Origin of the sequence: Dyadobacter sp. CY323 (assembly GCF_021390245.1) — a bacterium.
GTDB lineage: Bacteria > Bacteroidota > Bacteroidia > Cytophagales > Spirosomataceae > Dyadobacter.
This window is the reverse complement of sequence record NZ_JAJUXH010000004.1, coordinates 192509-214415: the sequence shown is the minus strand read 5'-3', so window position 1 is coordinate 214415 and position 21907 is coordinate 192509. Positions and strand designations below refer to the sequence as shown.

Annotated in this window: 20 protein-coding genes; 13 read left to right on the top strand and 7 right to left on the bottom strand. The window is 46.4% G+C overall.

All coding sequences use genetic code 11. The annotated features are described in order from the left end of the window. The first annotated feature begins 6 nt into the window (after positions 1–6). From LZG72_RS09900 to LZG72_RS09885, 4 genes are all read left to right on the top strand, one after another. A complete protein-coding gene (locus LZG72_RS09900; RefSeq protein ID WP_233870952.1) occupies positions 7–1680 on the top strand; it encodes a glutamine--tRNA ligase/YqeY domain fusion protein in 1674 nt (557 codons plus the stop codon). 31 nt (positions 1681–1711) lie between these two features. Beyond that, complete coding sequence (locus LZG72_RS09895; protein ID WP_233870949.1) at positions 1712–2050, top strand: type II toxin-antitoxin system RelE/ParE family toxin; 339 nt, start codon at positions 1712–1714, stop codon at positions 2048–2050. A gap of 197 nt (positions 2051–2247) precedes the next feature. Further along, the gene (locus tag LZG72_RS09890) at positions 2248–2595 is read left to right on the top strand and encodes a hypothetical protein (protein ID WP_233870947.1); all 348 of its coding nucleotides are present in this window, start codon (positions 2248–2250) and stop codon (positions 2593–2595) included. A 109-nt stretch (positions 2596–2704) separates the two neighbouring features. Next, entirely contained in the window at positions 2705–3229 is a 525-nt protein-coding gene (locus tag LZG72_RS09885; protein WP_233870946.1) for a ferritin, read from the top strand. 221 nt (positions 3230–3450) lie between these two features. Here LZG72_RS09885 and LZG72_RS09880 read toward each other — a convergent pair whose 3' ends face one another. Further along, positions 3451–3810, bottom strand: a complete 360-nt coding sequence (locus LZG72_RS09880; RefSeq protein ID WP_233870944.1) for a DUF1801 domain-containing protein — start codon at positions 3808–3810, stop codon at positions 3451–3453. Between the two features lie 119 nt (positions 3811–3929). Then, on the bottom strand, positions 3930–4352 hold the full coding sequence (locus tag LZG72_RS09875; RefSeq protein ID WP_233870942.1) for a response regulator: 423 nt from the start codon (positions 4350–4352) through the stop codon (positions 3930–3932). 352 nt (positions 4353–4704) lie between these two features. Between LZG72_RS09875 and LZG72_RS09870 the strand changes: the two genes are divergently transcribed. The 3 genes from LZG72_RS09870 to LZG72_RS09860 are packed head-to-tail and all read left to right on the top strand — an operon-like array spanning position 4705 to position 8242. After that, complete coding sequence (locus LZG72_RS09870; RefSeq protein WP_233870940.1) at positions 4705–6942, top strand: FUSC family membrane protein; 2238 nt, start codon at positions 4705–4707, stop codon at positions 6940–6942. 4 nt (positions 6943–6946) lie between these two features. Beyond that, positions 6947–7162: a YwbE family protein gene (locus tag LZG72_RS09865; RefSeq protein ID WP_233870939.1), complete on the top strand. Its 216-nt coding sequence runs from the start codon at positions 6947–6949 to the stop codon at positions 7160–7162. Positions 7163–7168: 6 nt separating this feature from the next. After that, positions 7169–8242, top strand: a complete 1074-nt coding sequence (locus LZG72_RS09860; protein ID WP_233870937.1) for an NADH:flavin oxidoreductase/NADH oxidase — start codon at positions 7169–7171, stop codon at positions 8240–8242. Here LZG72_RS09860 and LZG72_RS09855 read toward each other — a convergent pair. Beyond that, the gene (locus tag LZG72_RS09855) at positions 8226–8573 is read right to left on the bottom strand and encodes a DUF1801 domain-containing protein (RefSeq protein ID WP_233870935.1); all 348 of its coding nucleotides are present in this window, start codon (positions 8571–8573) and stop codon (positions 8226–8228) included. The two genes, LZG72_RS09860 and LZG72_RS09855, sit on opposite strands and share 17 nt — an antisense overlap. A gap of 46 nt (positions 8574–8619) precedes the next feature. Here LZG72_RS09855 and LZG72_RS09850 point away from each other — a divergent pair, with 46 nt between their 5' ends. Then, positions 8620–9495 (top strand): DMT family transporter, encoded by an 876-nt coding sequence (locus tag LZG72_RS09850; protein ID WP_233870932.1) that lies wholly within the window; start codon positions 8620–8622, stop codon positions 9493–9495. 15 nt (positions 9496–9510) lie between these two features. On the opposite strand, the gene LZG72_RS29335 is transcribed toward LZG72_RS09850, so the two are convergent. The 3 genes from LZG72_RS29335 to LZG72_RS09835 form a co-directional block, all read right to left on the bottom strand. Beyond that, positions 9511–11904 carry a PAS domain S-box protein gene (locus LZG72_RS29335; RefSeq protein ID WP_233870929.1) on the bottom strand — a complete coding sequence of 798 codons (2394 nt, stop codon included), beginning with the start codon at positions 11902–11904 and terminating at the stop codon, positions 9511–9513. A 68-nt stretch (positions 11905–11972) separates the two neighbouring features. After that, positions 11973–12422 carry a response regulator gene (locus tag LZG72_RS09840; protein WP_233870926.1) on the bottom strand — a complete coding sequence of 150 codons (450 nt, stop codon included), beginning with the start codon at positions 12420–12422 and terminating at the stop codon, positions 11973–11975. A gap of 84 nt (positions 12423–12506) precedes the next feature. Further along, entirely contained in the window at positions 12507–14906 is a 2400-nt protein-coding gene (locus tag LZG72_RS09835) for a TonB-dependent receptor domain-containing protein (RefSeq protein ID WP_233871490.1), read from the bottom strand. Positions 14907–15139: 233 nt separating this feature from the next. On the opposite strand from LZG72_RS09835, the gene LZG72_RS09830 reads away from it, so the two are divergent. The 5 genes from LZG72_RS09830 (at position 15140) to LZG72_RS09810 (ending at position 21440) form a co-directional block, all read left to right on the top strand. Further along, the gene (locus LZG72_RS09830) at positions 15140–16519 is read left to right on the top strand and encodes an MATE family efflux transporter (RefSeq protein WP_233870924.1); all 1380 of its coding nucleotides are present in this window, start codon (positions 15140–15142) and stop codon (positions 16517–16519) included. A 41-nt stretch (positions 16520–16560) separates the two neighbouring features. After that, positions 16561–18186, top strand: coding sequence for an NADP-dependent glyceraldehyde-3-phosphate dehydrogenase (locus LZG72_RS09825; RefSeq protein ID WP_233870923.1), 1626 nt, complete (start codon positions 16561–16563; stop codon positions 18184–18186). A gap of 14 nt (positions 18187–18200) precedes the next feature. Next, entirely contained in the window at positions 18201–18551 is a 351-nt protein-coding gene (locus LZG72_RS09820) for a hypothetical protein (RefSeq protein ID WP_233870921.1), read from the top strand. 34 nt (positions 18552–18585) lie between these two features. After that, entirely contained in the window at positions 18586–20946 is a 2361-nt protein-coding gene (locus LZG72_RS09815; protein ID WP_233870919.1) for a PAS domain-containing protein, read from the top strand. Between the two features lie 284 nt (positions 20947–21230). Next, positions 21231–21440: a hypothetical protein gene (locus tag LZG72_RS09810; RefSeq protein ID WP_233870917.1), complete on the top strand. Its 210-nt coding sequence runs from the start codon at positions 21231–21233 to the stop codon at positions 21438–21440. Between the two features lie 40 nt (positions 21441–21480). On the opposite strand, the gene LZG72_RS09805 is transcribed toward LZG72_RS09810, so the two are convergent. Then, the gene (locus tag LZG72_RS09805; protein ID WP_233870916.1) at positions 21481–21867 is read right to left on the bottom strand and encodes a response regulator; all 387 of its coding nucleotides are present in this window, start codon (positions 21865–21867) and stop codon (positions 21481–21483) included. Positions 21868–21907: the final 40 nt, after the last annotated feature.

Sequence of the window (21907 nt, the reverse complement as noted above, 5' to 3'; positions counted from 1 at the left end):
TTTAGTATGATTACGGAAGAGAAAAAAGAAGAGAAAAGCCTGAACTTTATCGAGGAGATTGTTGAAGGAGATTTACAGTCAGGAAAATATACTGAGATCATCACACGCTTTCCCCCGGAGCCGAACGGCTATCTGCATATCGGACATGCGTCGAGCATTTGTCTCAACTTCGGACTTACAAAGAAATTTCCGGGTTATACAAATCTGCGTTTTGACGATACAAACCCTATTACTGAGGATACAGAGTATGTAGAAAGCATCAAAAACGACATTCGCTGGATGGGTTTTGAATGGGAACACGAACTTTATGCATCCGATTATTTTGATACACTTTACGATTTCGCGGTCAAGCTCATTAAAAAAGGCCTGGCCTATGTGGACGACTCCACTTCGGAGGAAGTAGCAACGCTGAAAGGCACTCCGACGGAGCCTGGAAAAGACAGCCCGTACCGTAGTCGCACGATCGAAGAGAATCTTGCATTATTTGAAGAAATGAAAAGTGGAGCGTTTCCCGACGGAAGCCGCACGCTTCGCGCTAAAATTGATATGGCCCACATCAATATGCTGATGCGGGACCCGATTTTGTACCGGATAAAACATGCCCATCATCACCGTACCGGAAATAAATGGTGCATTTACCCGATGTATGATTTCGCGCACGGGCAAAGTGACTCCATTGAAACCGTTACGCATTCCATTTGTACGCTGGAGTTTGCGCCGCATCGCGAGCTTTACGACTGGCTGATTGCACAACTGGAAATATATCCATCCCACCAATACGAATTCGCACGCCGCAACCTCAATTATACGGTTACGAGCAAACGAAAATTATTGCGACTTGTGCAAGAAGGTTTCGTGAATGGCTGGGACGATCCGCGCATGCCGACGATCAGCGGGTTGAGAAGACGTGGATACACCCCTGAAAGCATCCGTGATTTCTGCGATCGCATTGGCGTGGCCCGCCGCGAAAACATGATCGATGTGAGTTTGCTTGAATTTTGTGTGAGGGAAGATTTGAATAAAAAGGCATTGCGCCGGATGGTCGTGCTCGACCCGTTGAAAGTGGTGATCAGCAATTTCCCGGAAGGCGTAACCGAAATGTGCCATAGTGAGAATAACCCTGAGGATATTGCGGCAGGCATGCGGGAAATTCCATTCAGCCGTGAGATCTACATTGAAAAAGAAGATTTCATGGAGGAGCCTTCCAAGAAATATTTCCGATTGGCCCCCGGCAAAATGGTGCGTCTGAAAGGTGCTTACATTATACAGTGTGACAGTGTTGTAAAAAACGATTCGGGAGAAATTACGGAGGTCATTTGCACCTACCTTGAAAACAGCAAAAGTGGACAGGATACGACCGGGATCAATGTAAAGGGGACTTTGCACTGGGTATCTGCATTGCATGCCGAAAAAGTTGAAGTACGATTGTACGACCGGCTTTTCTCGGTAGAAGATGTTGCTTCCGAAGAAGGTGATTTCCAGGAATACATTAATCCGAAGTCGCTGGAAATTATCACCGGGTATGCGGAGCCGGCTTTGGCGGAAGCGAATGAGGGAGAACAATTTCAATTTCTGCGCAAAGGTTACTTTGCAAAAGACTCGGATAGTAAGCCAGGAGCGTTGGTTTTCAATAGAACAGTGACTTTGCGGGATAACTGGGCAAAGGCGGCGGAAAAGTAATTTTTGCTGGATTCAAAACACACTATATAAAATGATCGTATCGATCCGACACAAAGGATTGCTAACTTGTTACGAGACTGGCAATAGTTCCGGCTTACCAGCCACCTATTCGCAAGATCGTTCGCATCTGGACCAGTTGGACGCTATTTCCTCAACAGAGGATATTCGACAAATGGGATCTGGAATTCATAAATTGACGGGTGATTTGAATCAATTTTGGTCTATAACAGTCTCTCCTAATTTTCGAATTATTTTCCGATTTGAGGACGGAGATGTTTACGATGTGGATTACGTCGAGCCTGGGTATCACCCCAGAGTTGGCAGTAAAGCTCTCCGAAGCATTCGGGAACACTTCGCAGTTCTGAATTAATCTCCAGAAAAATTATGAAATGTGGCACGCCGAAGAACGTAGATAGATCCGTGATTGAGCACTTCTGGAAGAACAATGACCGGCAGTCAGCGTAGAACTGCGACTCTTTAATTAGATCGCTTACAAATAACTTGCTTGGTAAAAAGCCTGCAACTATATTTGTGTATCAATTTCCACGATTCAATTAGTTGCTGTCAGTGAATACCCAGAATGAATTGTTCAGTACTGCAAAAGGATTTAGCGTGCAGTGTGATTTAACCTCAAAAATCATTCTTCACTTCGGCGACCTAAAAGCCTCCTTTAAAATCCGGGATTTCCTTAATTTCCGCCGGGTGGTTAACAGCATCGACATTCACAGCAAAATTTTCGACTTGTCCGATGAGTCTGATTATGAGTTCGTTGAAGCACCTCAGCTCAACCTGCATCATAAACTTACACTTTGCGAGCTTGTTCAACTCAGAGAACTCGTAAACGGTACGCACTTCGCGATCGAATTAAATTCAATGCTCCACGAACTTCTCTTTATAGAATCAGAATCAGTCTAAATAGCTCATTCAGATCATATTAGACCAATTCCAAATTTCGATATAAGTTTGGAAAGCTGAACTTTCGCATGATATTTGCAATTAGTAATTATAAATAATAGCAAGTACCATGAGAGATTTATTGAGACAAAGAACTTCCCTAAAAGAGGAAATAGAGATACTTCTGAACAACCAGGTTAAAATGGAAGCAGAAGCTTCTTCCAAGTACCTGGCGATGGCATCCTGGTGTGACCGCAACGGTTTCAGAAACGCTGCCAAATATTTCATGAAACAGTCGGAAGAAGAAAGAGAACATATGGTAAAAATCTTCAATTACCTGATGTTTGTCGGCGGCACTGCCGTTTCTCCCGAAGTTCCAGCTGTGAAACAAGAGTTCGCTACATTCCGTAATGTGTTCGAGACAGCACTTCAGAGCGAGATCGCCGTTACGCAATCGATCAACCGCATTGTGAGCGCAAGCCGCAGAGAAGAAGATTATGCAACCGAAAACTTCCTGCAATGGTTTGTAAAAGAGCAGACTGAAGAAGAAGACAACGCACGTCACGCGCTCGAACTTTTCGATATCATTGGTGAAGAGGGTACTGGCCTGTACCTGATCGACAAAGCGATCGCGAAAATAGGTTCAGATAACTAGAATATTCCAAGAGTCATTGAAAAGGCTGCTTCCACTCAGAGGCAGCCTTTCTTTTGGCCTGATTTGCACGACCTCGTATTTCTCATTCCATTAAACAGCAGAGGCCACCGATTATCACCAGAAAGATTGACAGTACTATTACAGTGGGCTTATAAACCTTTTGAATAGCCATTTTCTGAATTCTAGTTATGCTGTGAGACGGTTTTGCGGAACCACCACTCCTATCTCTCCATCAAATCAATCCACGCATTCACCATTTTCTCAAGCAATTCTTTGTTCGCTGTTACTTGTTCCATGGAATAAAATTTTGCGTAAACCTTTCCTTTTGTAGCTTCTTCAAGAAAGTCCGATTCTATATTGAGCAGCTGTCCTTTGTGAAAGATAAGTGCCACATAGTTTTTGATCCTCGGGTTGAAGGTGGCAAAGTCCTCTTTGTAAAAATAGCTGGGGCCTCCCCACTTTACATCTTCTTCCATTTTAGAGTTGGCATTGATGATAATTTCCCGGACCGCTTCCATTTCTGCCTTCAGAGGGTGTTCGAGTTTGGACATAAACTCATTTGCTTTTGTCGTATTGCTCATAGATGTTTGATATTTATTGATAATCACAAATATCAAAACCTTTTTCGCTTCCGAGAGGGTGTAGAAACGACAAATTCACAGGTAGATTACGGCTGGGAAGGGATTTGCGGGAGGTGTTGTTAAAAGTTATTCGGGGCGGCGCACTTCTTCCAGTAGTCCACCATAACCTTTATCGTTTCGGTCAACTCTTCGATTGAGCTGGGTTTAACGAAAAAACCTTGCGCCGACATACTGTATGCGTCAATAACCATATCCTGGTTTATGGCTGTGGAAAAGAAAAGATAGGGAATGCATTTGATTTGTAACTCTGCGTCTGTGTGTAGCTTTTCTCTCAGTTCGAACCCATTCAATTTCGGCAGGTTTATGTCGGAGAGTATAAGAAACGGAATGGATGACGGATGTTGTAAGTATTCCAATGCGGCCAAGCCATCTTTAAAGTACACCCGCTTATTAGGATATTTCAGCGTTTCAAATACGATCTCCATCACGAACTGATCGTCTGTATCATCTTCTATAATAATGATTTCCCCATTTTTGTTCATAGTATCCCGGCATTTACTTCACGCGTTAACCTACTAAAACCGAACCAACGCTTCATGAATACCAATGGATTGTTCAAAGTACTATCTTCTTTGCCAAAATTAGTATCGGGCAATCCGGAGAAACGCGCCGGGATTTAAATGGTACGGACTTTGATGTGGAAAGTTCGGTGGAAGTATCTCGAATCTGAAACTCCAAACAATCTAAACTCGTTGATTAATCTGGGGGCCAGTTTCCAAAAGATTAAATAATTCAGTACAGCCCCCCGAATCATTGTTAATTTAATTGCAACATTTACACCGCACTATTAAAACCTGCCTTTAAATTCCTTTTAAGGCACTATTTTACAAAATCGTGAATTACCTCGACGAATTTAAAAAATTCATTTCCAGTCATTACCTCTTTACAGGAGTTCGGTTAACCCTTGGCGCGATCATTCCAAGCCTCATATTTTACCATTATGGGATTCTGGGCGAAATGATTGCATTTCCGCTGGGAACGCTTCTGCTTGGAGGTATCGATAATCCCGGACCCTATCACAGACGACGCAATTCACTTCTTATTGCCATCTTAACCTGTTTTGTAGTTGCTTGTGTAACCGGCTTTCTCCGGCATATCCATTTCATTGTTTTCCTGGAAATCATTGTTTTCGGGATGTTCTTTTCGTTGGTCGGCGTTTATGGCAACCGTGTGAACAGCATTGGATTGATCTCACTTTTGGTTTTTGTATTCAATATTGATGATCACCTGAGTGGCGACATGGTACTCCGGACTGCGCTGATCTTTTCTGCCGGGGGCATCTGGTATTTTATTCTCTTTATGGTTTTGCAAAAATTGATGCCTTATAAGCTGATCCAGCAGCTGCTCGGGGAAAATTTTGTCGAATTGGGAAAACTGCTTTCGATCAAAGCCGACTACTATTTTTCGAACCCGGATTATGATGAGCTTTTCAACCGGATGGTGCACCAGCAGGTCCTTTTGAGGGAAAACCACGAGAATTTAAGAGAAATCCTTTTCAAAACACGTGAGATTGTAACGGAGTCCACGACCAAAAGCCGCATTTTAATGCTGATGTTTCTCGATAGCATTGATCTTTTCGAGCGTATCCTGAACTCGCAGCAAAACTATGCAAACCTTCACCGGGCATTTGATCACACCAAAGTATTGCGGCTTTTCGGGACTTATATCACCTGGCTGGCCGCGGAACTGCAACAAATTGGCATTGCAGTCCAAAGTGGGTTTCCCTCGAACAAGAAGCATGACCTCGACGAGGCATTCAACAAATGCCAAAGTGCTTTTGAACAAATGCGGGCCTATAAAATGAACCATGATAACATGGAAGATTTTATCATGCTGCGGCAAATACTCAATGCACTGCAGGATATCACGGAACGGGTGAAAAAATTACATCGCGCCACTACCTACGATGCCGACGTCAGCCATGGGTTTTCGGCTAATGTGGAAGCTGATCATTTTACGCCGAAACAGGATTATCACCCGCGCATTTTACTGGATAACCTTTCCCTCAAATCGAGTCATTTCCGGCATGCTGTACGCGTAACGGTCGGCTTGCTGATCGGGTATATTGCATCTCTTTTCTTTGAATTAGGCCACGGATATTGGATACTTTTAACGATTGTAGTGATCCTGAAACCGGCTTTCAGCATTACAAAGCAGCGAAATCTGCACCGGATCGGGGGTACGCTGCTCGGCGTACTTACAGGTTTTTTGATCTTATACCTGCTGCATGACGCCACGACGCTTTTTGTGCTGATGATCTTTGCTATGATCACGGCTTACAGCTTTTTAAAAACCAATTACCTCATCGCATCCACTTCCATTACGCTTTATGTGATCCTTTCCTTCAATTTCCTGAACCCGGAGCACATTACCGCGGTTTTGCAGGAGAGATTGCTTGATACTGTAATTGGCTCAGCGATTGCATACGTCATTTCGTCTTACGTTTTGCCGGTCTGGGAGCATACACAAATCAACCAGTACATTACCGATGCATTGAATGCGAACCGAAAATATTTCAATCTGGTAGCCGCAAAGTTTACGGGTAAAGAATTGAATATCAATGATCTGAAAGTTTTACGAAAAGATGCGATCATTGCAATGGCGAACCTGTCCGATAACTTTCAGAAAATGCTGTCGGAACCAAAACGCCAGCAAATGAACATGGAAGAGTACCATCAGTTCGTCGCGACAAGCCACATGCTGACTTCCTATATCGCTTCATTGTCGACATATGCACAGACTCTCAACTATGCGGAGTTCTCCGTGGAATTTGAGCTGATGATCCGACAGATCGACCGGCAATTACAGGCAGCAATGGATATGATTGAGGGAAAAACCAGCAGCACATTTGAAATCACGAGAGAATCACTTCCTCAAAATCAGAAACTGGTAGAGTTGCTCGCAAAACGCAAAAAAGAAATCAAGGAATTAGGCATTGAAAAAGCAGACCAGTCGCCGGCCCGCAAAATGCTTTCAGATCTGAAAACCATTAATGGACTTTTTGAACTGATCAGCACGATCACAATCGATGAAATCAAGATCCTTCAAAAAATTAAAGCTGTCAAAATCTAGTTAAATGACTTCACTTTCAGGAACAGACCGAAACAATATCAAGCCCGGCCTCGCTGTGGCCATCGTTCTGAAAAAGGACCAGCGCAGCGGCGCATTGACCCACGGAATCGTTAAAGACATTCTTACCAGCGCCCCGAAACATACCCACGGGATAAAAGTTCGGCTGGAAACCGGCGACGTGGGAAGAGTTAAAATCATTAAAGAACCTGTATCAAATTAGCATATTATGGCATCCCGATTATTCACTCCATTGACATTAAAAAGTATCACCCTGAAAAACAGGATCGTCGTTTCGCCGATGTGCCAGTATTCTTCGGTAGACGGTTTTGCAAACGACTGGCACCTGGTGCATCTGGGAAGCAGGGCAGTCGGCGGCGCTGCATTGATCATTGCAGAAGCAACCGCCATTTCCCCCGAAGCCCGGATTTCGCCGCAGGATCTGGGAATATGGAAAGACGAACATATCGAAAAATTAAAGCAGATCACGGATTTCATATCCGCCCAGGGAACCGTTCCGGGGGTACAGCTCGCACACGCTGGCAGGAAAGCCAGTACCTATCCCGCGTGGAAAGGTCGTGGACAAGTGCCGCTTTCGGAAGGTGGCTGGAAAACGCTGGGACCCTCCCCGATCCCATTTCACGAAAAAGAAGATGCTCCGCTCGAGCTTAATTCAGAAGGGATAAAGAAGGTAGTTGCCGATTTCGCGACGGCAGCAGAACGCGCATTCGAGGCGGGTTTTAAAGTAATTGAAATCCATGCGGCGCACGGATATCTTGTGCATCAGTTCCTGTCGCCACTCAGTAACCAGCGCAGCGACGAATATGGCGGAAGCTTTGAGAATCGTACCCGAATTTTATTAGAAATCATTGATGCTGTGAATGTAACATGGCCCGATAACCTGCCTGTTTTTGTCAGAATATCGGCGACCGACTGGGCAGAAGGCGGCTGGAATCCGGACGAGTCCGCGCGACTCGCTCAGATTTTGACTGATAAAGGAATTTCGGTGATCGATGTTTCGTCCGGAGGTTTGGCTTCACATCAAAAAATCCAGGTCGGCCCATCCTATCAGGTACCATTTTCTGCGCGCATCAAGAAAGAAACAAACAGCCTCACCGGCGCTGTTGGACTGATAACCAACGCTGAACAAGCCGAAGAAATCCTGCAGAATAATGAAGCCGATCTGATCGTGATGGCGAGAGAATTCCTGCGAGATCCGTATTTTCCATTGCATGCCGCGCACCAGCTTGGCGACGATGTTACCTGGCCGGTTCAGTACGATCGGGCTAAGCCAGCTTTATAGCCAGCAATAGTATTTCTTTGATTGTATCAATCGGCAGATCTTCGTTTGGATCCAGGATGAATATTTTCATTCTGGATCTTTTTTCTGCGACCAGCCTGGAATGCTGCATTAAATTTCCATTGACGATACCGAGATACGGACGCCCCGTTTTCTTCTCGATCCAGATGTAGCAAAGACGTTTTCCGCGATGGTGATAAAAAGGCATCGAGTACTTCCAGGCCTCGGTCATATCTCCATCAAAACCCAGCACAAAACGCCGCAAAGCTTCCAGGCAACTTTTGGTTGGTTCCGGTTTGTCCCAGAAAAACTGATCAATATCCCGCAGCTTCATTCGCTTCTTCGAATGGATTATCTTTGTTGTGAATCTATTTATTTTTATGTCGAAATCCCGCATTTGCCTCATTATCGGCGTAATCAGCATCAGTATTTTCCCAGTTCTGGTCAAATGGACGCCCGTTTCCGGGATTACCTCCGCGTTTTACCGGATGGTTTTTGGGTTTGTTTTGATACTGCCTTATGTATTGATTTCGAAAAAATTTACTGTTCCGAAAAAGGAATTGTGGCTTCCGATCATTCTTTGCGGGCTGATATTTGCGACTGATATTGCCGTTTGGAACCTGTCAATCCATTATTCTAATGCTACCCAGGCCACTTTGCTTACCAACCTTTCACCCGTTTGGGTGGGAATTGGTACGTTCTTCTTTTTACCCGACAAGCCAAAACTCCGATTCTGGATTGGAACACTGATTGCCCTGGCAGGAATGGTTATCCTAATTGGGTTCGAAGCCTTTACCGAAATGCGACTCGACAAAGGTTTTGGGCTGGCGATCCTTTCAGGAATACTCTACGCGACGTACATGCTCATTAGCAAAACCGTACTGAACAAGCTGGATATCATTAGTTTTATGACGCTAAACATGGCCGTTTCCAGTTTGTACCTCTTCGCCATCTGCCTCTTTTTTGAACAACCGGTCCGGGGATTTACTCCTTCCATTTGGACTGTATTTCTCGTGCAGGGACTTATTTGTCAACTGGTTGGCTGGTTGTCGATTAATTATGCAGTCAAAAAAATGGACGCCAAAAGTGTCTCACTGGCTTTGCTGAGTCAGGCCATTGTTACCGGAATATTTGCGTGGGCATTTATCGGTGAGAAAATCACTGTACAGATGATCATGGGCGGAATCGTGATACTGGCAGGTATTGCGATCACTTATCAGACAAAAAATCGGCGGATCAATGCAGAAAACACCTGATGCTGATATGTTTCGTTACTGTTCGACGGGCAGGTAAATAATGAATGTTGACCCCACTCCCGGCTTACCAACTGCGTCGATCAGTCCTTTATGATTGTCCACGATTTTCTTACAAATGGCCAGTCCGATACCGGTACCCTCATACGCACTACGATTATGCAGCCGCTGGAAAACCTGAAAAATGCGCTCCTTAAACTGCGGTTCAAATCCAATCCCATTATCCGAAAAAGAAATAAACTCATACGTCAGATTGTGATCCGCATCCATTAGCGGAATGAGCTCACCTGAAATTTTCCCCGTTCGTATTTGAATAACGGGGCTCATTCCCACTTTTGTGAATTTGAGACCGTTCGCAATAATGTTTCCGAACAACTGCTCAAACTGGTACACGATCACATTTCTTATCGGCAGGGTTTCACTTTTGATGACCGCTTTTTTCTGCGAAATAACATCACTGAGCTGCTCTTTAATGTTCTTCAGGACAACATTCAGGTCTACTTGCTCAAAATGCTTCTCAATCGCATTAGCCCTGGAAAATGCAAGCAGGTCGACGATCAGCTGTTGCATCCGGGTCGATGATGCCTGCATCCGATTGAAATAATCCTGGCCTTTTTCCGAAAGGTTCTCACGTTCTGTTTCCAGGATCCGCGTCGCGAAAGTCTGGATCTTCCTCAGTGGCTCCTGCAAATCATGACTGGCAACATAGGCAAATTGCGCGAGTTCCATATTCGTCCGGATCAGCTCATTGTTGGCTACCGTCAGCTCCATGGTGCGCATTTGCACTTTGGTTTCCAGCTCGTCAATGAAAATTTTGCTGTCGTGAATGTCGGTACTCGTCCCTACCCACATTTGGATACTCCCATCTGCATTTTTCTGCGGTATTGCCCGGCTCAGCTGCCATCTGTACTCGCCGTCGTGTCTTTTAAACCGGTGTTCGAATAAGAAATCCTTTCCCGTCGAGACGGCCAGCTGCCACAATCTTATATTTTCACTTCTGTCGTCCGGGTGCACGATCTGAAGCCAGCCATTATCCCGCATTTGCTGAGAAGTAAGGCCGGAGTAGTCATATACAGACTGATTAAAATAATTGAAATTTCCATCCGTATCACCGGTCCATACAAACTGGGGCATCGAATCCGCCAGCGTCCGGAATTTTCCTTCACTTGTTTTTAATGCAAGCTCAGCCTCTTTCCGATCGGTGATGTCCATCATCGTACCCAGCATCCTGTGCGGGATGTGGCCTTCCTGATAAAGAACCTTCCCCTGAGTCCGCACCCAATGCATGGATTTGTCGGGGTGAATGACCCTTGCCTCGTAGTAGTATACTCCCGTCTCGAGCGCGACAGCAAACGCTTTTTCAACAATCGCTTTCCTGTCATCCGGATGAACCTGTGACCGCAATTGCTCGTGGGTCAATACCGCAGATTCGTCATAGCCGAATATTGAAGCGAGCCGACCGGAATGAATGATATCGAGCGTCTTAAGATTCAAATCCCAGGTGGCGAGCTTAGTTCCGTCCGTTGCAAGCGACAGGCGGTCAGCCGCTTCTGCGATTTGCTGGCGGAATTTCACTTTTTCGGTTACGTCATTCACCGACACCATGATGCCCGAAACACTTCCGTCCACTTCAAAAATCGGAGCATATTGATAATCAAGGTAATGGGACATTACTCCGCCCGGTCCATCGATAAATGCAAGCGCTTCGTTTTCTTTATGAATGGTTCCTGTGCGGTACACCAATTCCAATATTTCTGCGAACTTCTGATCTTTCAACTCCGGGAAAACGTCGAAAAGCTTTCGCCCCTCCACATCTTTGAGATCCCGTCTCCAGAGCGTTTTCAGCATCGCTTCATTGGCAATGCTGATCACGAAATCTTCCCCTTTGAATATCGCCTTTGCAAACTGTGACTGCGTTACCAGGTTTCGAAACTGGATTTCGCTCCTTTGTAATGCCTGGGTTGAAAGAACCTGCCGGGTAACCTCCGTGGCTACGACGATAATGCCGGTTGTCTCTCCCTCTTCAGTCAGAGGCTGGTAAACAAAGTTGAAATAGCATTGCTCCGGTTTTCCGCCGCGGTAAAGCGTAACCTCGAACTCATTTCCATAATAGGGTATCCCGGTTCTTAGTACCTGCGTGAGAACACCGCCAACCGCATCTCTCACTTCGGGAAGTGATTCGAATAGTGGTTTTCCCACCAGGTTTTGTTCGGTACGGTCTACTAGGGCCAGGTATGAATCGTTGGCCATTTCAACAACGAAGTTTTCCCCGCGCAGGATAATCATTCCTACCGGGGCCTGCTTCATTGTGTTTCGGAATCTGCTCTCGCTGTCGTCAGCCTGCCTTGTAGTAAACCCGTGTTTATCCGTTGATCTGCGAATGGGTTCGACAGGCTCTCTGTTATTACTCACTTAATTTTCATAGAAAAGTGTTTCTACAAATTTAACAAGTGCCCAAATTGGGCCGCCGCGGCGCGGAATTAATATTGGTAATAAAAGTTTTCTGGCGCAGGCTTCCATGAATGCTTTGCCCAATCTATGTCCAGGATCTGTTTGATAGCCTGTTTCAGTTTGGGAAAAGAGCCGGGTTTCCTGATAAAATAGCTGGCGCCTTTTTCGTGAACCTGCTGCACCATTTCCTCCTGGCCGGTTGTCGAAAATATTACGATGGGAATACCCTCCCAGGCTTTCGTATTTCTGATCTGTTCAAGACATTCAAACCCGTTTTTACGCGGCATATTTAAGTCGAGGAAGATCAAATCCGGCGGAGGCGGCACCGTGGTTTCCATGAGGTTGATCAACTCCACACCATCGCTGGCAGTCGTTAACTCTGCTGAATTACTTACTTCCCGCAATGCGTCCTCAAACAACATCAGATCATCCTCATCATCGTCCGCAAGAAATATCGATTTGTTTCGCTTTGTGCCCATAGTATGCATGATAGAAAGTAAAAAAACAACCTCTAACTCATCTACAAGGTAAAAAATTAAAACCGCTTAATAAAATCTACGTCTTTAAAACTCCCCTTCCAGACTCTCTTTCGGTTTCTTTTTAGCCTGGTGTAAACGGTAGTTCAAAGTAAGGTTTATTTGTCTCAAACGTCCCTGAGAGCTATTTCTGCTGTAAAAGTTAGGCCCCTCCGTGATAGACCTGTACCGGCGCGAGTTGAAGACGTCCACAATGCTGAGCGTAAGTGTCCCATTGTTTTTGAGAATGTCCCGTGTAGCCGCGAGATCGAGTGTTGCGAGAGCCTTTCGCCTTCCCTGGGGCGTCTGCTGCGGCGCCTCATAATTGCCCCTGAACTGCACATCCATCGATTTCCAGAGCGTAAAACGAGACATTGCCCGCACAAACCAGCTGTATGTATCACTTTGAAAATCTTCGTCCAGCTGACGACCATCCGTGATCGCACGGAAGAAATTGAAACTACCATCCATTTTCCACCATGAAAACGGCGTGAACGAACTAGTAAATTCAACTCCATAGGCATCTTCCGTACCCAGGTTTTCCGGACGAGTATACGAACTTCCATCGTCCTGAACACGACGAATGCTGGTTATTTTACCGTTGGTATGCCGGTAATACAAAGAAGACGTGAGCGATCCTTTCGCCATGTATTTAATGTGACCCAGTTCAAATGCATTTGTAAATTCAGGATTCAGGTCGGGGTTGCCGCTCCAATAGTTGCGGTTATCACTATATGTAGCAAACGGGCTCAGATCATTGTACTGAGGTCTGCGGACGCGGCGGCTAAAACTGAGCTGAAATGCATTTTGTTTAGCGAAGTCATAAGTAACATGCACGCTGGGAAACAAATTGGCATATTTACGGTCATTCACTTCCTTGGTTTGTCGCAATTCCGTGGTTACACCGGTCCATTCGGCGCGTACGCCTGCCTGGTATGAAAGCCTGCCCGTTTTGTTACCGATGATCCCGTAGGCTGCATTAATATTCTCCTCATACAGAAAGTCATTCGTCAGATTCGGAAGCGCAATCCAGTCTCCGTCGTTCGCCCGCTGAGTGACGGCGTAATCGTTGGTCATGTCGCGGGAGCTACTTCTGGCCCCAGCTTCAAACTTCCCGTCTTTACCAAATGGATGCACATAATCGATCTGGAACAAAAGCTGTTTTTCAGTTTCATAATTTACAGCCCGCTGCAATAGCGGCGGAATCCCCGACGGACTTCCATTCGGTTTGAAACTATTCTCATTGTAGTACTGATCCGAATTTTCCCAGTTGTCCAGGTACCTCACATCTGCCGTAAATTCCCGGCCTTTCCGGTCAAAAGTCTTTTTATAAGTCACTGAATATTCTGAGTTCGGCTCCGTCTCCGTTTCATCCTGTGTCCGGTTGGTAATGCCGGTGGGGTAGCCTGTACTACCGACATAATCCCGGTAATTCAGGGTGGAGAAGCGTTTTCCTTTACTTGTTCGCCAGGTATAGGAGCCGGTCAGGATGTTTTTTGGATTAAAATAGTAGTCGATTCCCCCACGTGCACTGTTGTTCATTCCTTTCAGATTACTTCGCATATCCCGTTCCATTATAAAGATGGAATCGTTTCGGTACAGCTCCTGGTACACGTAATTCTTTCCCGGTGTATTCCGGTAAGACATCGTATAATTAATGAAGAAATTCAGGTTTTTGCGGCGGTAGTTCACGTTCGCCGCTGCGCCAAAATTGGTCGGGTGCCCGGTAATAATGTCGAAAGAACCGTTAATGCCTTCCTTTCTTTCCTTTTTCAAAACAATATTGATCACCCCGCCCATACCTTCCGCTTCGTACCTGGCCGACGGGTTGGTAATGATCTCCACACGTTCGATCATGCTGCCCTGCAACTGTGCCAGCCCGGCAGCTCCTTTGATGCTCACAAGACCCGACGGTTTCCCGTCGATCAATATCCGCACATTCCCGCTTCCTCTTAAACTTACATTCCCTTCCACATCCACCGCCACCGACGGCACATTGGTAAGAATATCCACGGCGGTACCGCCCGCATTCGCCAGGTCTTTTCCTACGTTGAATATTTTTTTGTCCAGAGATAATTCCATGGAGCTTTTTTCAGCCTGGACCGTCACTTCATCCAGGGTTTTGGCTGATCCGCTCAACGCTACCGTACCGATATTGAGCGGCGAGTTCGCCGAAGTCAGCCTGATATCCGGGGTAATTTTGGACTTGTAACCTATAAATTCCGAAAGTGCATAATACGAACCTGCATGTACATCAATCACAAACCCGCCCGTTTCGTCGGTAATCGCCCCGCTTACAAAAGTACTATCCGTAGTTTTGAACAAACGTATACTCGCATAACCCAGCGGACCGTTGTTTTGTGCGTCCAGGATTTTACCCGTAACCTTCAATTTATCAGTATTTTGGGCAAACGTGCGTTGCGGGACATAAAGCAAACAAATGATCATCCCAATATAAGTACGCCTTAAAACCGTCACGGTCAGGCTACCTGCGGCCAAATTCCTCCTAATGCCCATTCTGTGTTAAGTAATATTTTTCGATATAGAATTGTACGTTTTGCTTCCAATAGAAACCCTTTTTTCAACCATTTTACTCTAACCGGTCTGATATTAAGATGAAAGATTCTGAGCCTGATGCGTATTCGCTACCTTTGCAAACTTTTTAGCAATTCCAGCGGTCCATGAAAAACGAAGCATCACAAACGTTAAAATTAGCATTTCCTATTATAATCGGCGAACTGGCACAAATGGCCCTGCATTTAATTGACAGTGCCATGGTGGGGGCAATCAGTTACAAACACCTCGCAGCTGCGGCACTCGTGATCAATGCGATGAATATTCCGTTTGTAATCGGCATCGGCATGACGATCTCCGTTTCTCAAATGGTTTCCCTCGCCAACGGCCGCCGCGACGCGCAACAAGTCTCCCATTATTTGTTCAATGGCTTTTGCCTTTGCACACTCACGGCAATCGCCATTTCCTTTACATTGGTTTTCGGGAAAGATCTCTTGCACCACCTGGGCCAGGATCCCGAGGTGGTAACGCTCGCCATTCCGTTTATGAAGTTAATGGGCCTCTCCATTATCCCGATGCTGCTTTTCATGACATTGAAGCAATTCGCGGATGGTCTCGAACAAACCAAAACAGCGATGATTTTTTCCCTGGCCGGTATGCCGCTGAACATTCTGCTCAACTGGCTGCTCATTTACGGAAACTGGGGCTTCCCCCGGCTTGAACTGGCCGGTGCCGGCTGGGCCACGCTCATCACCCGATCGTGCATGTTCGTCGCGCTGGGTTATGTGATCCTGAGGCACAAAACGTTTTCAAAATACATCGCCGTCCGAAGTAATCAGTGGTATTTCAAACTGCAAACCTGGCGTGAATTGCTGCATATCGGCGTACCGAGCAGTATGCAGATCGGGATGGAGGCGGGAGCATTCGCTGTTTCGGGAATTATCATCGGAACTTTGGGTGCCGTTTCACAGGCTGCTCACCAGATCGCATTGAGCTGCGCGTCGTTTACATTCATGGCGTCCATGGGACTTGCTCAGGCGGGTTCCATCCGGGTAAGCAATGCATTGGGACGAAATGACTGGCGTAAGATCGTCGTCATCGGTAAAAGTACCATTCTGACCTCCCTGGTTTACGGTACGGGCTGCGCAATTACGTTTGTGCTTTTGCGTGACCGGCTCCCATTTGCATTCAACAACAACCTGGATGTGGTTCAGCTAGCGGCAATGCTGCTGCTTTTTGCAGCCATCTTCCAGATCTCAGACAGTACGCAAGCAATCGGAGCCGGCCTTTTGAGGGGTATTAAAGATGTAAAAACGCCTACTATTCTGATTGGGATCGCCTATTGGGTCATCGGCATCCCATTCGGATATCTGCTTGCGTTCCATTTCAACATGGGTGCGGCGGGCATGTGGCTCGGCCTGATCCTCGGACTTACCATGGCATCTGCATTTTTGATCACACGATTCCTGAAAATGGGTAAGAGAAATACAGTGTTTTCATCGTCATCTTTGAGTGAACCAAAAACGACTGAAACTGGTACACTTTAAAGCAGGCCACTTATAATTTTCTCACCCTTTTTAATGATCAAATGGATTTCAATGCCACATTAAAAGACATCTTTGTCGAAGAAAAAGACATCCCGGCAGACTTCGCTCTGCCCGGTCTGATTCATCAGCGCGAATACCTCAGCGATGGTGAAATGAAACCCTGGAATGGTCAGGTACACGAAGTATACTCGCCGATTTGTATCAAAACCGAAACAGGTCTCGAACGCAAACTGATCGGCAGCTATCCGATCTGCACCGCAGCAGAAGCCGAACGCTCGCTCGAAGCTGCCGTTGCGGCTTACAACAACGGTCGTGGCGAATGGCCTACCATGGGCGTCGCTGAACGCATTCATTGTGTCGAACAGTTTACGGGCAAAATGATTGAGCAAAAGGACGTCATCGTGAAGCTCATTATGTGGGAGATCGGAAAGTCATTTGCGGATTCCGTCAAAGAGTTCGACCGTACCGTTGAATACATTTATGCCACCATCGATTCACTCAAAAATATCGACAGGGATTCCTCGGGATTTGATATAGTAGATGGCATTGCCGCACAGGTGCGCCGGTCGCCGCTGGGCGTGGTACTTTGTATGGGGCCATTCAATTACCCGCTCAACGAGACCTTTACAACCCTGATCCCCGCCCTGATCATGGGCAATACCATTTTATTTAAACCCCCAAAATTCGGTACACTTTTACATTATCCATTGCAGGAAGCCTTCCGGGATTGTTTTCCAAAAGGCGTCGTAAATGTGATCTACGGACGTGGTAACGCCATTGTTCCCGGGCTGATGCAATCGGGAAAGATCAATGTTCTGACACTGATCGGGTCGAGCAAAGTGGCTAACGAACTGAAAAAATCTCACCCGAAAGTGAACCGTCTGCGTGCAGTTCTTGGTCTGGATGCGAAGAACGCGGCGATCGTCACACCCCACGCAGACCTCGACCTGGCTGTGAGAGAAATCATTACCGGTTCTCTTTCATTTAACGGACAACGCTGCACTGCCCTGAAAATCGTTTGGGTACACCGCAGCATTGCCGATCAGTTCCTTGAACAATTCAGCGCCGCAGTGGCCAGGTTAAAATATGGTATGCCCTGGGAAAAAGGCGTTTCGCTGACACCACTTCCGGAAACAAATAAAATTGAATACCTCAACGAATGCATTACCGATGCCATTACGCATGGCGCGCGGATTGTGAATGAGAATGGCGGAAAATCGGAAGGATCGTTCTTTTATCCGGCAGTGGTTTATCCGGTTAATGAAAAAATGAAATTGTACCATGAAGAACAATTCGGCCCGATTGTGCCGGTGGTACCTTTTGACGATCTCGAAGAAACCATCGAGTTCCTGATCGAATCTACTCACGGCCAGCAGGTTAGTATTTTCAGTAACAATGCGGAGGAAGTGGCATCATTGATCGATCCGCTTGTAAACCAGGTGAGCAGGGTAAATATAAATACCCAATGTCAGCGCGGGCCGGATGTATTTCCATTCACGGGCCGCAAAGACAGTGCCGAGGGTACACTTTCCGTAACCGACGCGATACGCTCATTTTCGATCCGATCACTCGTTGCTTTCAAAATGAATGAAGACAACAAACAGCTGATCAACGAAATCGTCCACGGCGATACGTCGAATTTCCTGAGTACGAAGTTTATATTCTGAAAACGCCGCTGCCGGTGCGCCGCTGCCGGTGCGCCGCTGCCGGTGCGCCGCTGCCGGTGCGCCGCTGCCGGTGCGCCGCTGCCGGTGCGCCGCTGCCGGTGCGCCGCTGCCGGTGCGCCGCTGCCGGTGCGCCGCTGCCGGTGTTGTCACCGGCAGCACCGGCAGCACCGGCAGCACCGGCAGCTTTCCCCTCGCCCCTCCTACCTCATTCACAGTTGTTTGTTTATCCTCAATCCAGGTTCAGGTTGGACGTTCGCATTCAGAATAGCGATTTTGCTCTTGAATTAGGTTCGTATAGTTTGTACATTGAAAACGGGACTCTTGGTGATTATCCCGAGGGTATTATTTTTAATTTTTGGGATTAAAAGTTCTAAATTTGCGAATTAATTCTACTTACTCATGAAGGCTAAATTCAATTCCGAGACCCTAGAAATGATCGCATCCGGTATAGATGCTGGCATTTGGGACTGGGATTTTGAAACGGACCAGCAGGTATGGTCTGACCGATTTTATCAAATCCTCGGATACACGCCCGAGGAGGTACCTTCAACCTTCGCTGCTTTTACCGAAATACTGGCACACCCGGAAGATAAAGACATCATCACCAACGCGATTCGAGAGCAGCTGGACAACAATATCCCGTACAAAGTGCGGGTTCGGCTTAAAACAAAAAATAATGGTTTCCGGTATTTTGTTAGCCGGGGCAGCGTGAAGTTTGAGAATGGAAAACCGAAACGCATGGTCGGGTTTCTGAACGATGCCCAGGATCTGATGGTAAGTCCGGGTGAGCAGGGAGAAACGAGCCAGGCATTGCACGACGTGACGGAAAAGAGGCTTTTGGAGGAAAAGCTGAGCGTCATTTTCGAGCGCTCTACGGATGCCCATTTGCTGCTTGACGAAACAGGAATTATCGATTGCAATGAGGCCGCAGTGAAAATGATCCGCTGTCGGAGCAAAAGCGAGTTACTCTCCATTCACCCTGCGCATTTTTCCCCGGAATATCAGCCTGATGGGAGAAAATCTTCCGAAAAGTCATTGGAAATGGACCGGCTGGCTTTTCAAACCGGTTACAATCGCTTTGAGTGGATACATAAGAAAAGGGACGGAGAAGAATTTCCGGTAGAGGTGACTTTGAACTCCGTGACGTTGTATAATAAAAAAGTACTTCTGGTGGTGTGGCACGACATTTCGCACCGGAAACGAGCCGAAGATGCAGTCCGGCGGAGCGAGGCTATGCTGGCAGAAACGCAGCAACTAACCCACAGCGGCAGCTGGGAGGCAGATCTGGAAACCGGGAAAAACTATTGGTCAGACGAAACATTCCGGATCTTTGGCCTGGAACCCAACAGTGCCGGCCCGAACACGGAGCTTTTCTCCGGGATGATACATCCCGACGATGAGGCCATGTACCGTGCGTCGATCAAAGATGCCATTACCAGCCTGAAACCCGCCAGTTTCGACTTGCGGATCGTGCTGCCGGACAAGTCCATCAAATTTATACATGCCATTGGAAAACCGTTCGTCGACAAGACCGGGAAAGTGATCAAGCTTTATGGCGCGATCATGGACGTGAATGACCAGAAAATAACGGAGCAGGAACTGATCCACGCCAAAGAACAGGCTGAAATGGCGGCAGTAGCAAAATCGCAGTTTTTGTCTACTATGAGCCACGAGATCCGTACTCCGATGAATGCGGTGATCGGGTTTACGCATTTACTGCTTCAGCAGGATCCGAAGCCGGAGCAGATGGAATATCTCAACATCCTGAAATTCTCTGCCGAGAATCTGCTGGTATTGATCAACGATATTCTTGATTTCAGCAAGATCGAAGCAGGCAAGATCGAATTTGAGGAGGTTGATTTCAATGTATTATCGTTGTTGGAAAACATCCGCTCAGGTATTTTACAAAAAGCAAATGAAAAGGGTATCCAGCTGAAACTGGCGGTTAATAACGATATCAATATCACGGTGGTTGGCGATCCGGTGCGTTTGGGGCAGATCCTGACCAACCTGGTCAGCAATGCAGTAAAATTTACCGAAGTAGGCAGGGTCAATATCGGGGCCGTTGTTTCTGCCCGTGACGATGAACAGGTTACCATCGATTTCAGCGTGGAAGATACCGGCATCGGGATTTCTCCGGATAAAATCGAAAACATCTTCGACAGCTTTACACAGGCAGCTTCGGATACTACCCGAAAATACGGAGGTTCCGGACTGGGACTTACAATCACCAAACTGCTCCTCCAACTGCAGAAAAGCACCATTCACGTCGAAAGTACGCCGGGGAAAGGCTCCCGGTTCTATTTCAGCCTGACTTTAAAAATCAGTAAAACACAGCTTTCGGGGCAAGCAAACGGTGTGCCTGTAAATACATTCAGTCTGAAAGGAATGAAGCTGCTGATCGTGGAAGACAATGCAATCAACGTGCTGCTCATGAAAAATTTCATGAAACAATGGGAAGTGGAGTACGATACTGCTGAAAACGGCCTGCTTGCACTTCAGAAGGTTCAGGAAAACGATTATGACCTGGTACTAATGGACCTGCAAATGCCCGAAATGGACGGATATGAAGCCACTTCAAAAATAAGAGAGTTACCTGATCCTAAATTCCTGAATCTGCCGATCATAGCGCTGACTGCTTCCGCTATGATGGACATCAAGCACCTGGCATTCACCGTTGGAATGAACGACTACATCAGCAAACCTTTCAGTCCGGCCGAGCTTTATTCCAAAATTGCGTCTTACCGGCGCAAGAAATAGCGCGCTGCGATTTCTGCACACGACTAAATCTTTTCGATAGCCTACTTGGAGATTTGCTACAAACCCATTTTCCTTCCTGTGATAAATTTGCTCTGCAACCACAGAATCCCCTCCATACCATATCATTGATATAACACCCGAAAGGTCTTATTTGTAGAGAAAATTCAATTTCCGCAACGAATATGCGGCATTGGTAAAACGCGGCATACTTGTTGCAAACCGCTGATTTTAAACGTAAAGAAACAATCATCCTTAATCCTCAGCATACAGAGAGCGGCTTTGTTATGAATACAAATTATTATTTCCCCGGATTCGAATTTTGTGTTGTTCAGCTAAGAAGATACATTCATGCCTATCAGGTGTTCACGATATTGCTGACCGATGGCCGCATCGTACATTATCAGCCTCAAAATGTTGCCGAATTCCACAACTGGCTGTTACAGCACCAGATAGAAGATCTGAGGACCATCGGAATTCAACATTTGCTTACCTGACCCTGGCTGCCACTGCTGCATCAGTGACCTTTTGAATAAATCAGGCCGGACTGGAAGGCTGGATTCCAAGAAATGGAAAGATGTAGTTATAAAATTCTTCGGGAACAAATGGCTTGATAAGGTAGCCTGAAAAACCGTTTGCCATTGCGCGCTCCTTTTCATCTTCGAATGCAGAAGCAGTCAGTGCGATGATCGGGATCTCTGAATCGGTTTTGCGGATGAGGGCTGTGCTGGCGAAACCGTCCATAACCGGCATCATCAGATCCATAAGGATCAACACGTAATTGCCGCTTTTAAAAAGATCATATGCTTCCTGGCCGTTAACCGCAACGTCGAATGCGATATTACGACGTTTCAAAAGCTGCGTCGCAAAGATCAGGTTGGTTTTATTATCATCCACTACCAGCACTTTTTGGGAATCACTCATGGAATTATTGGCAAATTTTTTTGTCCTCTCTTCGGCAACA

Coding starts and splice junctions, on each gene's coding strand:
- LZG72_RS09815 (WP_233870919.1), top strand. CDS start 18,586: ATGAAGGCTAAATTCAATTCCGAGACCCTAGAAATGATCGCATCCGGT.
- LZG72_RS09865 (WP_233870939.1), top strand. CDS start 6,947: ATGACTTCACTTTCAGGAACAGACCGAAACAATATCAAGCCCGGCCTC.
- LZG72_RS09885 (WP_233870946.1), top strand. CDS start 2,705: ATGAGAGATTTATTGAGACAAAGAACTTCCCTAAAAGAGGAAATAGAG.
- LZG72_RS09900 (WP_233870952.1), top strand. CDS start 7: ATGATTACGGAAGAGAAAAAAGAAGAGAAAAGCCTGAACTTTATCGAG.
- LZG72_RS09860 (WP_233870937.1), top strand. CDS start 7,169: ATGGCATCCCGATTATTCACTCCATTGACATTAAAAAGTATCACCCTG.
- LZG72_RS09855 (WP_233870935.1), bottom strand. CDS start 8,573: ATGAAGCTGCGGGATATTGATCAGTTTTTCTGGGACAAACCGGAACCA.
- LZG72_RS09880 (WP_233870944.1), bottom strand. CDS start 3,810: ATGAGCAATACGACAAAAGCAAATGAGTTTATGTCCAAACTCGAACAC.
- LZG72_RS09850 (WP_233870932.1), top strand. CDS start 8,620: ATGTCGAAATCCCGCATTTGCCTCATTATCGGCGTAATCAGCATCAGT.
- LZG72_RS09805 (WP_233870916.1), bottom strand. CDS start 21,867: ATGAGTGATTCCCAAAAAGTGCTGGTAGTGGATGATAATAAAACCAAC.
- LZG72_RS09895 (WP_233870949.1), top strand. CDS start 1,712: ATGATCGTATCGATCCGACACAAAGGATTGCTAACTTGTTACGAGACT.
- LZG72_RS09875 (WP_233870942.1), bottom strand. CDS start 4,352: ATGAACAAAAATGGGGAAATCATTATTATAGAAGATGATACAGACGAT.
- LZG72_RS09830 (WP_233870924.1), top strand. CDS start 15,140: ATGAAAAACGAAGCATCACAAACGTTAAAATTAGCATTTCCTATTATA.
- LZG72_RS09825 (WP_233870923.1), top strand. CDS start 16,561: ATGGATTTCAATGCCACATTAAAAGACATCTTTGTCGAAGAAAAAGAC.
- LZG72_RS09835 (WP_233871490.1), bottom strand. CDS start 14,906: ATGATCATTTGTTTGCTTTATGTCCCGCAACGCACGTTTGCCCAAAAT.
- LZG72_RS09840 (WP_233870926.1), bottom strand. CDS start 12,422: ATGGGCACAAAGCGAAACAAATCGATATTTCTTGCGGACGATGATGAG.
- LZG72_RS09810 (WP_233870917.1), top strand. CDS start 21,231: ATGAATACAAATTATTATTTCCCCGGATTCGAATTTTGTGTTGTTCAG.